At 57.2% G+C, this 11,322-nt stretch carries 11 protein-coding genes; 1 reads left to right on the top strand and 10 read right to left on the bottom strand.

Annotated elements, in window-relative coordinates; translation table 11 throughout:
* Positions 1–278 precede the first annotated feature (278 nt).
* A complete protein-coding gene (locus tag N826_RS37115; RefSeq protein ID WP_052832748.1) occupies positions 279–1,085 on the top strand; it encodes an inositol monophosphatase family protein in 807 nt (268 codons plus the stop codon).
* 156 nt (positions 1,086–1,241) lie between these two features.
* On the opposite strand, the gene N826_RS37110 is transcribed toward N826_RS37115, so the two are convergent.
* The 10 genes from N826_RS37110 to N826_RS37065 form a co-directional block, all read right to left on the bottom strand.
* Positions 1,242–1,901, bottom strand: a complete 660-nt coding sequence (locus N826_RS37110; protein ID WP_044437516.1) for a class I SAM-dependent methyltransferase — start codon at positions 1,899–1,901, stop codon at positions 1,242–1,244.
* A gap of 96 nt (positions 1,902–1,997) precedes the next feature.
* On the bottom strand, positions 1,998–2,891 hold the full coding sequence (locus N826_RS37105; protein WP_044437515.1) for an NAD-dependent epimerase/dehydratase family protein: 894 nt from the start codon (positions 2,889–2,891) through the stop codon (positions 1,998–2,000).
* A 29-nt stretch (positions 2,892–2,920) separates the two neighbouring features.
* Entirely contained in the window at positions 2,921–4,192 is a 1,272-nt protein-coding gene (locus tag N826_RS37100) for a nucleotide sugar dehydrogenase (protein WP_044437514.1), read from the bottom strand.
* Positions 4,189–5,130 (bottom strand): Gfo/Idh/MocA family protein, encoded by a 942-nt coding sequence (locus N826_RS37095; RefSeq protein WP_044437513.1) that lies wholly within the window; start codon positions 5,128–5,130, stop codon positions 4,189–4,191. Before N826_RS37095 ends, N826_RS37100 begins: the two co-directional genes overlap by 4 nt.
* Before the next feature lie 13 nt (positions 5,131–5,143).
* Positions 5,144–6,724 (bottom strand): PfkB family carbohydrate kinase, encoded by a 1,581-nt coding sequence (locus tag N826_RS37090; protein ID WP_211099496.1) that lies wholly within the window; start codon positions 6,722–6,724, stop codon positions 5,144–5,146.
* A complete protein-coding gene (locus tag N826_RS37085; protein ID WP_044437511.1) occupies positions 6,691–7,695 on the bottom strand; it encodes a GDP-mannose 4,6-dehydratase in 1,005 nt (334 codons plus the stop codon). Before N826_RS37085 ends, N826_RS37090 begins: the two co-directional genes overlap by 34 nt.
* Positions 7,695–8,693 (bottom strand): NAD-dependent epimerase/dehydratase family protein, encoded by a 999-nt coding sequence (locus N826_RS37080; protein WP_044437510.1) that lies wholly within the window; start codon positions 8,691–8,693, stop codon positions 7,695–7,697. Before N826_RS37080 ends, N826_RS37085 begins: the two co-directional genes overlap by 1 nt.
* A 49-nt stretch (positions 8,694–8,742) precedes the next feature.
* Positions 8,743–9,483: a transaldolase gene (locus N826_RS37075; RefSeq protein ID WP_044437509.1), complete on the bottom strand. Its 741-nt coding sequence runs from the start codon at positions 9,481–9,483 to the stop codon at positions 8,743–8,745.
* An 11-nt stretch (positions 9,484–9,494) separates the two neighbouring features.
* The gene (locus tag N826_RS37070) at positions 9,495–10,040 is read right to left on the bottom strand and encodes a D-glycero-alpha-D-manno-heptose-1,7-bisphosphate 7-phosphatase (protein ID WP_044437507.1); all 546 of its coding nucleotides are present in this window, start codon (positions 10,038–10,040) and stop codon (positions 9,495–9,497) included.
* On the bottom strand, positions 10,037–10,651 hold the full coding sequence (locus N826_RS37065) for an SIS domain-containing protein (RefSeq protein ID WP_044437506.1): 615 nt from the start codon (positions 10,649–10,651) through the stop codon (positions 10,037–10,039). Before N826_RS37065 ends, N826_RS37070 begins: the two co-directional genes overlap by 4 nt.
* Between the last annotated feature and the right edge of the window lie 671 nt (positions 10,652–11,322).

The raw sequence follows: 11,322 nt of genomic DNA, 5'->3' as shown, positions 1-11,322 counted from the left end.
GATACAAATGTCGGCTGGTTGGGGTACATTTCAGGAAACGACCCGCAGCCGATAACAGCCTACGCGATACTGAGCGACAATAAACAGGCCTGTCAACTCTCCGGTACAGGTACCGAGTGAAACGACGAGCCGACTATCAGGTTGGCATTGGCTGGGAAGGTTGCGGTTACCTCCGTGCGAACAGTCCCTGCCGGTTCGGCTGGTACGGCATGTTGCGCAACTAGCCCTTCCTCGATCCAATGCCAGCGGCATTTCATTGAACGATTGTTTGATTGGGCATGATGACGATGGACATAGACAGCGAACGTGTCGAACGCATAATTCGGTCGACTGCGGAAGCCGTCATTCTACCACGCTTTCGAACGCTGAAGGCTGACGACGTGAGAGAAAAAGCACCCGGTGACCCAGTAACCATCGCAGACACCGAAGGCGAAGAGATGCTGGGAAGTCTGTTGGCCGACGCATTTCCCGATACCGTCGTGATGGGAGAGGAATTGGTTTCCCGCGATGAGAGCGCCATCGCCCTGCTTCACGGAACGCGACCGGTCTGGGTGTTGGACCCGATAGACGGCACAATCAACTTCGCCGCCGGCCGTTCTGCCTTCGGCATGATCGTCGCATTGATCGTTGATGGCGTAACGATTGCCGGTTGGATCCACGAGCCAGTAAGGAATATAACCGTTTCCGCGGTATGTGGTGGCGGCGCCTGGAGCAAAGGCAGGCGCTTAACGATTCAGCCAGCGCCCTCGCTGGCCACCATGACCGGCGCAGCCTATGGACATGGATGGCGGTGTACCGAGCCAGACCCGCCGCTCGTCGAGGCCGGAATATTCAGGGAGGTGCGCAACCAGATGTGCGGCGCCGTCGAGTATGTAGACATTGCACTCGGGTTTCGCCACTTCATGATTTCTTCGCGGTCGCTGCCATGGGACCACGCTGCCGGGGTCCTGATCGTGCAGGAAGCAGGTGGGGTCGCCAGCTTCCTTGATCGTTCTCCCTACTCTTGCAATCGCCAAGATGGGAGGGTACTCGCTGCTGCATCTGACGAGGCATCGGATGCCATCATCGGTCTGCTCAGCTTGTAGTAATCGTTGTTGGGGCCGGGCCGGTTCATTGATCAAGCCTAATGTTCGGCGGGCCACTAGCTTGTTTGACTCGCATGGGTCACGGCTAATTTGAGCCGGCCGCGGTGGAACTATCAAACCAGGGAATAGTAGGGAAACGCGGTCAAGTAGCCAACGTCAGAGGACGTAAGTCCAAAAGTAATCCCCCGTATATCCCGCCTCGTCAAAAATCTGCTTCCAGTAGTCCGGATACCCATGTGTATAAGCGGTTAAAACCCAATCTTCGAAAATCTTCCTTTCTTCGTCATTCCGATAGCTGTCGACTTGCACATAGCTGTTGCCATGGCGGGACACGCGCTCAATTTCGCGAAGGGCGGCGACTGCTTCCTCCCTAGGCAGGTTGTGTAGCGTATTTACACAGACTACTGCGTCGAAACTAGCATCTGGAAACGGCAGTTTCTTAACGTTACCGATATGAAGTCTCCCGGTGACTTCAGGCTCACAATGCAGAAGGGCATACTCTGAGATATCGAGACCAAAGGCTTCTAGACCTGGCTGAACCTTCATCAGATCCTTCACCAGGAAGCCTTTGGCGCAACCCAGGTCCAAAACCCGCATGCCGGATTTTAGGTTGAAATGGGCAATGATATCTTCCGCAATGGGGATCCAGCGGCCATCATACCGGTAGCCACCATAGCCAAACTCACGTGGTCCGTCGAAATACTCTTGGCCATATTGCCGAGCAATCCGGATAAGTTCTTCGGTCTTTCTCTCGGCACGTGACTGGACGCTACGCTTCCCATTCGGATAGCGGCGCAACAGATTTACTTCAGCCATGAAGAACCTTTCCGACCATGGGAGGTGAGAGGAATTACATGATCCGGTCTGTGGCCGGGAGCCGATAGCCCCTCGACTGCGTCCCGGCCGAATTTCTCAGGTGGGCAGCGCTTCGGCGAGCATTTCCCGATGAGCTTTGGCTAATCCGTCATCGATGGTCTCGAAGACGAAGGCAGGAAATGCCCGACGTAAGTTGATGATATCATAGTGTTGATGGTTGATTGGTGACTGCCGTGGAGTCAGCACTACATCGATTGGATCGCTAAATTGGTCTGCGATCTTATAGGCCAAATCCAAGTAGCTGATGGAACGACCGGTCGCCAAATTCAAGGTGCCCGCACTGCGGTGAAGCAGCGTCATTAACAGGAGTCCGACTACATCGTCTACGGAGATATGATCACGCATTTCCTCGCCGCCACCGAACAGCGTGATCTTGCCATCTTTGTGAGCGGCGCGGCGCAGCCGGTTAGGGCCATATGAATTGTGGGTATCGCCCGCACCATAGATCATGATCGGCCGAAGGACCGCAAGTGGAGCTTGCGTCGCCGCCTTCAACATGAGTTCGCGGGACAAGTGCATCGCCCCATACAGATCGAGGGGTTCGGCCGGAGTAGCTTCGCTGATGGGTCCGCATACTACAGGATACACCGCGTTTGAACTCATGTACACGACATGAGCCGGCGCGACTTTTTGCAAGGCGTCGGACACGGCCTCGCTCATCCGGAGGTTAGCCATGAACGTCCCGGCACCTCGGCCCTTGTCGGGCGTCAGAGCCGACAGCATGACGAGTGTATCGGTTGGACGCAGGATCCCGGCCAGCTTTTCGCCGGCGCCAGGGGCAGCAAGGTCCAGATCTGCACTCGACAAGCCGATCGATGGAATTTCCGCCGAGGCCAGGGCAGTTAGCAGCGTCCGCCCAACAAAGCCGCGAGCGCCCAGGACGACAACACGGTCTGGGGCAGTGGCTTTAGGCCAGTGATGGGTCAACATTTCATTAATCTCCGCCTAAGGTCGACCGTCTAGGACGCCACGCCCAAGGTGACATAAACCAGACCGGCGTTCCGGCAGGCGTCGGCGTCGAGCACGGCATAGGGATCGATCACGGTCCGCCCACGCAGGCGTTCCGCTATTTCCGATGGCGAAAGCGCCTTGAATTCGCTCCAAGGCGTCATGATTACCAGAACGTCTGCGCCGTCGCAGACGGAGAGCGCCGAGGAGGCAGCTTGGATGCAGGGGTGGAAGGTAGGGTCAACAGCCACCACCGGGTCGTAGGCCTTCACCCGGAACGGCCCCAAACCCGACAGCAGCGCGAGCGAGGGCGAGTTCTTTGTGGAATGAGTATCCTGCTTGTAAGCAAGCCCAAGCACGCTGATCAGTGGATCATGCACATTGGCCAGGATGCGCTCATGAAGTTGACTGAGCACCCAGTCACGCCGGTACATGCTATTGGCGACCCAAGACTGCACCATCCTAGGATCGGTACCATGTTGATCGGCGAGTGCGATCACAGTGGTCAGATCCCGCTCCAGATTGCCACCGGCAATACCAAGGCCAGGTGCCAGATACGAATATGGTCCGATGCGCTTGTCGAGCTTCAAGGATGGCACGATCTCCGACCAGTCGGCTCCGACCTTCTCGCACAGTTCAGCAAGCGTGTTCGCCGTGCTGACCATTGCGACCAGGCACATATTGATCGAGATCTTGGCAAGCTCAGCGCTTTCATAACGCATCGGCAGGATCGGACAGTCGAAGGCGGCTAGGAAGGTGGCCAAAGCCGGCGGCAGCGACGCCTTGGGATCGACTGTACCGACCATGAACCGTTCCGGAAAGCGGGCACGCTCGACCGCGCGGCCGAAAATCAGCGTCTCGACCTGATAGAAGAGATGCGTCTTGGCACGAGCCAGACTGCGCGTGAAACCGGGTGGAACCTGACTCAAGACGACCAGGGCTGCGCCGGACCGCATGGCTCCGTCGACTATTTCCACAAGGGCGCGAACCGGCGCCAGATTGCTGTTACCCCGGTCGTCGGTCGGCACGTCGGGTGCTACGTAGATTACATCGCACTCCGCAAGGGCCGCGGGATCGGACGTGAAGCGGAGGCGCTCGCCGAATTCGGCGAAGAGTTCCGGCAGTTCAGGTTCGACTACGGGAAGTACATGCCGCGCCAGCGAGAAAATCCGTGCTGGATCGGTGTCGAAGCAGATAACGTCAAAGCCTCGGGCTGCTGCAGCTGCGGCAGAATTGATGCCGAGATGTGTCATACCGGCATAGCCGATGACCGGGTTACTCATTCCGGATTCCTGTTCAACGAGTCATTGGCAAGCTTTTGAAGTTGGGCGTTGATCCAGATATCGTTGTCGATATTCCCTTTCCCGCTAGTGCAAATCCGCTTGAAGTGGGCGTATTCCGCTTCCCAGGTAGGATCCGGCTGGACCAGCGTTACAGCCCCCTCTTCAGGTCGGCCGCTCGGCAGCTGGCGCTTGCGATGAGTGAAAATGCTCGGTCCCCACTTGCACAGAGACTCGATATGGGCTGAACCATGCTCAGCCAAGATGTCGCAGGTAAAGTGGTTGCGCCACGACAGCAGTGTCATTTCCAATTCAAGAACGGGCAACCCGGCGGCCGGGCTGCCCTCCCCGCCGATCACGACATGGTCGAAAGCCCGGTTTTCAAATCGGTGACACGAGGTTATTGCCAGCGGCTCACTTGGTTGCCCGAACCAGAAAAGGACAGTATCAAGCAGATGTGAGCCGAGGTCTGGAAGAACCCCGGCTCCCTTGTCTCGCCATGCCGAATTCCGCACGTCACGGGCAGTACCGTTACCGTAAAACATCCGGCACCGATAGACCCGCCCCAGTTCACCACTATCGAGCAGCGCCTTCATGCGCATGAAGTGCGGTTCGAATCGGTGGTTGTAAGCGGTGTAGCACGTCACGTCGTGGCGTCGCGCAATTTCGCCAAGACGTTCGAGCGGACCGGCATCCGGAGCTATTAGGGGCTTCTCGACCAGGATGTGCTTACCGTTTCCGAGCAGGTACTCCAGTATTTCGAGCTTGGCCTCATCGGGAGTACAGACCAGGGCCGCGTCGTAGTCATCAAGCGGCACTTCCTGCACTGTCCGATAAGTCGCTTCCGGCTTGAAAGGGTCGACGGAAGCGACGGCATCGGAACCAGCCACCCGCTGCCGCTTGACCCCTTGGATTCCCATTCCGACGACGATTACCCGCATGCCGGCTGCACTCTCATGCATAGGAAACCTGCTGCTCGACCTTGTCGATCTTTCTCAGCAGATCCTGCGGGGTGACGGGGAAGTTGCCGTCATGCTCGCATTCGATCCCGGCGGCGAAGGAACCAAGGATGCTCGCGATCACCTCGTTCTTGGTGGCCACCAGAGCCAGAGTCGAATAGGCCAGCAGGGCATCGCCGGCTCCAACCGGGTCCACTGCATGATCCGCGAAGCTCTCGATCATAAAGAAGCTGCGCGTCTCCGGACCGCTGTCGCGGAAAGTGATCATACCGCGATCGCCGAGTTTGAGCATCAGCGTCTTGCAATTGGCACGGCGGTACAACTCGCTGCCCAGCGGGCGCACGATGGAGTCTTGATCGCCCAGTGAGAAGCGGGCTTCACGCTCGTTCGGCGTGATCAGGTCGAAGCCCTGGAATTCCAGTATATTGCCCCAGCGGCTGGCGACCTGACTGTCGGCAACCCGCAGGACACCTTCGGGGATCGCGGAAACCAGGTCAACGATCGTGTGCTTGTTGAAAATGCCGTGACGAAAATCGGCGTAGACGATAGCGTCGGTCGGAGTCTCGCTAATCTGGCTGATGAGTTGCCGAACCGTCTTCTCGGAAATCGAACGGTTGTCCAGTGTGTCGACCTTGAGGAGTCGGTAGTTATCAACGACGATAGCGTTTTTGTTGGTCGTAGGTCGGGTAGGATCGACAAGCGCAAGGGTCTGGATACCCTGCTCCTTGAGATCGTCAATCACGTAGTCCTTGAAAGCGTCCTGGCCCATTACGGTGGAGAACGTCACGTCGGCACCGGCCGCCCGCAAATGCTTGGCAACGACTGCGGCGCCGCCGACGAAATCCTGGCGCCGTTCGAAGCGGACACTCATCGTCGGTGTCTTGGTCTGACCGCCGATCATGCTGCACTGGGTATAGCTGTCGACGATGGTGTCGCCCAGGACATGAACACGAATGCCCGGCATCTTGGCGACCGTGTCGCGCAAATTCTTGAAGGTGATGCCCTCGCCCTGCATCAGCATCAGCAGTTTCTCGATGGCGATCTTGGGCGGAGCCAGTTCGATAAGGGACGAGGATGAATATACGATGTCGCCGGGGGTGAAGATCATCTCACCGCCATAGCTGTCCAAGACGTCGATTTCTTCCTGCGTCTTGGGATTGATGGCGCCCTTGACGTACTCATAACCCTTAGCAAAATAGTTTGGCTGCAGGATCTGCAGGTTTGCTAATGGCTTAACCTCCCGATCGATGATCACGTAGTCGACCACTTCGAACGCGGCAAGGTTGATCGCACGCAGGTCTTCTGGAACATAGGGACGTGTATTGCCCTTGGTGATGTGTTCGTCAGCTGTCAGACTGACGACAAGGATATCGGCCTTGGACTTGGCGTACAGGAGATGGCGCAGATGACCAGGGTGGACGATATCGAACACTCCATGGCACATGATGATCTTCTTCTCGCGCGGATGCGGGCCGATAACTTCACGCAACTCTGCGGCGGTCTTGATCTTCCGCTTGTACTGGAGAAGTGCTTGTTCTTCCATCACGCAATCTCGCTCGATAACATCTTGAACCATGTCTGCGTCGCCTGGGCGATCGAATCCGGATCCCACAGGGGCGCATCGCGCCAGTAGTCAATTTCGGCAAGAACGCGACCAACGCCTTCCTCGAACGAAACCTGAGGCTGCCAGCCTAAATCGCGCCGGATCTTGGCGATCTCAGCCCAGGTGCAGTCGGGTTCACCCGGCCGTTTCGGCAGACGGACCACATCGCCCCCGAGCAGTTCGACCAGTCGATTGACCGATTGGGGATTACCTGCGCCCAAATTCCAGGTCTCGCCGGTAATATCGCTTTCCGCAGCCCGGACGAACGCTTCCGCCACGTCGGTCACATAGAGGAAGTCGCGGGTTTGCGTTCCATCGCCAACCACCGTGAACGGATTGCCTGCCAGCTTCTGCTTAAGGAATACGCCAAACACCGCACCATAGGCACCCGAAGTTCTCGACCTTGTGCCGTAGGCATTGAAGATCCGCACCGAGTTCACCGGCAAACGATAGACACTGCGCCAGTGGAAGCACGCCATCTCACCCATCCACTTGCTGAGCGCGTAGGGATACTTGGGCTGGATCGGGTGGTCTTCCGCCGTCGGTACCGCGGCAAGGCCGTAGCATGACGACGATGCAGCATATACCAGCTTGGAAACGTTGGCGTGCCGCGCGGCTTCCAGGATGCAGACGGTCCCTTGGACGTTGACCGACATGTATTCCGCCGGCTGCTCGATGGAGGGAACGATATCGCCGATGCCTGCGTAATGGATGACCAAGCGGGCACCGGAGAACAGTGCGTCGCCCGGAGCAACGCTCCGGATGTCCCGCGTCTCGACGACGACATCTGGATTGCTCGCGTGCTGCTTCAGGTTTTCCAGACGGCCACCGGCTAGATTGTCGATGACGTGGACGCGATATCCGCGCGCCACTAGGTTGTCAACTGCGTGGCTGCCAATGAAGCCTGCCCCGCCGGTGACGATCGCGATCGGCTTTGCTGACATCACGCGATCTGCTTGGTCTTCAGGGCCTTGACGTTGAAGAACCGCTCGTCGCCTTCCTTAGGCAACCTGCCGTCCTTGAAAGCCTGACAGAGGTCGCGCGCGGCATCTTCGATTCCACGCTTGGGGCGAAAGCCGATCTTGTCGGCGATCTTGTTGGAATTGATGTGGTAGGACCGGATGTCGTTCGTCGGAGTTGTGACGATTTCGATATCGCCATTTTCCGGAAACTCTTGACGGACGACCGCGCGAACCATCTCCGCGATCTCCATGATCGAGTGGTTCTGATAACCCGCGTTGAATGTCTCGCCCTGGATCTTTTCCGACCCGATCTCGAGCAGCAGCTTATAGAGATCGCACATATCCTGGATGTGCAGGTTCGGGCGCAACTGCGAGCCACCGAACACCGTGATCTTGCCCGCGTTGACGGCGTGGTTCGTCAAGATGTTCACGGACAAGTCAAGGCGCATGCGAGGGCTGTAGCCGCACAAAGTGGCTGGGCGGATCGTCACGCACGTAAACGTATCGGACGCGTGCTTGAACAGCAGAGGCTCGCATAGGCCCTTGAACTTGTTGTAGAGCGTCAGCGGAATCAGCGGGTGATCCTCAGTTACGTCCGGCTGGTCGGAAACTCCATAGACGGAACTGGAGGACGCGTAGATGAAACGACCGACACCCTGCTCCTTCGCGGCGACGACCATCGGCTCGAAGCAGTCGTAATTGATCGACTTGCTCAGATCCTCGTTCAACTCGAAGCTGGGATCGTTGGAGATGCAGGCTAGCTGGATGACTGCATCTACGCCCCAGCAGGCATCCTTGAACCGCTCAGTATCGCGGATATCGCCTTCGATGACCCGGAGTCGATCCTGGGGCTCAAGGAAGCAGCCGTAGTACATCGTATCGTACACGGTCACGTTATAGCCAGCGTCAAGTAGCTGGGGAACGAGCAGGGTGCCGACATAGCCAGCCCCTCCCGAGATCAAGACATTGCGAATGGTCATATAATCCGCTATTCGATTGGGGATTTCTAATAAAGGGACGTGTTTGAAATCAGGCAGCGGCGGCGGCAGCGCGCTCGATCCGGTAGCCAGCGGCAGAAGCGTCCCGGTAGAACATCTCCACGGTTTCGAGAGAGTACTGACCGAGATCCTTGCCGAGCAGCGGAAGCTTGCTGAGCATGTCGTTTGTCATGGTGATGATGTGGCAGCCGCACGCGTCCGCCTGAACCAGGTTCAGCAACTCGCGCGGGCTTGCCCACAGCAATTCGGTCTTGGGCTTGGACGCGATGATCTGCAGCGACTCTGCCATCAGAGGAACCGGATCCAAGCCCGTGTCCGCAATGCGACCCGCGAAAATCGAAACGATGGCCGGCACGTCAGCCGACAGATTCTCGGTTATCCCACGAACTTGCTCAAGCGTGAACACTGCGGTCACGTTGAGCATGACGCCTGCATTGGTGAGGCGGCGGATCAGCGGACCGGCAAATTCCTGCCTGGTATTGGTCACCGGGATCTTTACGTAGACGTTCTTGCCCCAAGACGCAATCTCAAGCGCCTGTTGCTCCATCTCAGCAAAGTCATCGGCAAAGACTTCGAAGGAGATCGGGCGCTCCTGCTCGACAGCCAGGACCTCAAGCGCGAAAGGCTTGTAGTCGACGATACCGGCTTTGCGCATTAGCGTGGGGTTGGTGGTGAAACCTTTGACCCACGGCTTCTCCGCCATGATTTTGATGCCGGCTAGGTCAGCGCCGTCGGCGAAGATTTTGATGGTCAGATCGGATGCGACAGGCATGCTAAATCTCTTTATTGGAGAGGGTTTAATTTGGCATGAGCCAAGATGATACTGGCGGCTTCAAGCAGATCGGCACAGACGGCGTCGGGCTGGTCCCGAAGCGTCTCCTCATAGCCATAGTCGATGAACACGGTGTAGCAGCCAGCCCTTTTACCGCAACCGACATCCCGCCAACGATCGCCGACCATGTAGCTATGCGATAGATCGATGGACCAATCGCGGGCTGCTTCCAGTAGCATACCGGGACTCGGCTTGTAGCAGGAGCTTTCCGGATGGTCAGTATCATAGCAGACTTTCACCTCGCGGAGAGGCAGAAGGTCGTGTAGGACATCGTGCATCGCTTCAACCACTTCGCGGCTCTGGATGCCACGCACCACATCTGGCTGGTTGGTTGCAACGATCAGGAGAAACCCGGCGTTGTGGAGAGCGCGGCAAGCTTCCATGACTCCGGGCAGTATTTCGAAATCCGCCAATCCTTCTGGAGGATAAGGCTTTCCATCCCGAACGACAGTACGGTTCAAAACACCGTCGCGGTCCAGAAAGACAGCCCGATTCATTTTGCAGGCACCTGGGGCGATAAGGCGGTTTCCCACTTGGTGCCGACGATCTGGAGCACCGGATGAGAGACGAGGCAGTGCCAGACCACGGCTTGGAAGGCTTCCGACAGTGGCGTCACGCGTGACGGATTGACCATCGGCACCACAACGACCTCGTCACCGACCTTCTTGGTGTAGCCGGTATCCCGTCCGACGACTCCAAAAATCTTCATGCCGCGCTGCTTGGCAAGGTCAAGTGCCTTGACGATGTTGGCGCTGATGTTGCGCTCGGCATCTCCGCCACCGACCGAGAACACCATGACAGCGTCCTTGGAGTTGGCTTTGCTGACTGCAAGCCAACTTGCGAAAACCGTGTCCCATCCTTCGTCATTTGTACGCGCCGTAAGTTCGGACACGTTGTCGACCGGGCTGTAAGTCTCGATGCCGCACAGCTTGCGGAAGTCGTTGACTGCATGGGAGCAATTGCCTGCGCTTCCACCGACGCCAATCAGAAACAGGCGCCCTTCACGTTCGCGCAGTTCTGCAAGAGCCTTTGCCATGCGATCAATCAATAAGGTATCGATTTGTTCGGAAATGGCCTTGACTTCAGAAAAGTATTCACTGACGAACATTTAATCCTTTTACCTCGTTGATCTCGTACATCCGTACCCTGCACAGTTTTTTGCCTAGGGCCGCTCGCATCGAGCGCCATAGGGCACGGTGAGGGTGCATGGCGGCTGTAACAGTTGATGAAAGATTCTTTCTTTCGACTTAGATATCTGTCTTTTTGGATTAACCCTATGGTTTAGGCATATCCCAAACCGGGTATGAGGTCAACATGTTCGTTTGCTTACCCGGGATTTAAATTTCTCAGTATCAAATTCGGCACACTTGGCCCTCATGATATTGAAATAACTGACAATTTCCTTTGAACATTTTCCGAATGCAAGCACTGCGCACCGCTTTTCGCCTTTCCCCTGCAAGGAATCCCCCCGAAGCTTCGGAAATCGGCTGATAGGTCAAGTGTGCAGCATTTACCATGCCTCGGCGGTTCCTGGCCCAGTCGGCTTGAGCCGGACATTCAAGCCGCACGGACCGTTGATGTGGACTGAGTATCCGTTGGCGATGCGGCGGGTCGGATTTCGGCCGCGTCGGTAGCGTGCTCAACCCCAAGTGCTGGTTCAGGCCGCCCGATGAACGCCTGCTCTGCGCGGCATGCTTCGCTGCTTGAGCATCACGCCGACAGAGTCAGTATGAACCGCGCCGGGTTTACCGGAGGCCCCATTTCTTGAGAGACTGGGGT

It is taken from the genome of Skermanella aerolata KACC 11604 (assembly GCF_000936425.1).
GTDB classification, from domain to species: Bacteria; Pseudomonadota; Alphaproteobacteria; order Azospirillales; family Azospirillaceae; genus Skermanella; species Skermanella aerolata.
The sequence above is the reverse complement of the archived record's forward strand: the minus strand, read 5'-3'. Positions and strand labels throughout refer to the sequence as shown.

Excerpts from the sequence above, each read along its gene's own strand:
- N826_RS37115 (WP_052832748.1), top strand. The coding sequence starts at position 279 with ATGATGACGATGGACATAGACAGCGAACGTGTCGAACGCATAATTCGG.
- N826_RS37110 (WP_044437516.1), bottom strand. The coding sequence starts at position 1,901 with ATGGCTGAAGTAAATCTGTTGCGCCGCTATCCGAATGGGAAGCGTAGC.
- N826_RS37105 (WP_044437515.1), bottom strand. The coding sequence starts at position 2,891 with ATGTTGACCCATCACTGGCCTAAAGCCACTGCCCCAGACCGTGTTGTC.
- N826_RS37100 (WP_044437514.1), bottom strand. The coding sequence starts at position 4,192 with ATGAGTAACCCGGTCATCGGCTATGCCGGTATGACACATCTCGGCATC.
- N826_RS37095 (WP_044437513.1), bottom strand. The coding sequence starts at position 5,130 with ATGCGGGTAATCGTCGTCGGAATGGGAATCCAAGGGGTCAAGCGGCAG.
- N826_RS37090 (WP_211099496.1), bottom strand. The coding sequence starts at position 6,724 with ATGGTTCAAGATGTTATCGAGCGAGATTGCGTGATGGAAGAACAAGCA.
- N826_RS37085 (WP_044437511.1), bottom strand. The coding sequence starts at position 7,695 with ATGTCAGCAAAGCCGATCGCGATCGTCACCGGCGGGGCAGGCTTCATT.
- N826_RS37080 (WP_044437510.1), bottom strand. The coding sequence starts at position 8,693 with ATGACCATTCGCAATGTCTTGATCTCGGGAGGGGCTGGCTATGTCGGC.
- N826_RS37075 (WP_044437509.1), bottom strand. The coding sequence starts at position 9,483 with ATGCCTGTCGCATCCGATCTGACCATCAAAATCTTCGCCGACGGCGCT.
- N826_RS37070 (WP_044437507.1), bottom strand. The coding sequence starts at position 10,040 with ATGAATCGGGCTGTCTTTCTGGACCGCGACGGTGTTTTGAACCGTACT.
- N826_RS37065 (WP_044437506.1), bottom strand. The coding sequence starts at position 10,651 with ATGTTCGTCAGTGAATACTTTTCTGAAGTCAAGGCCATTTCCGAACAA.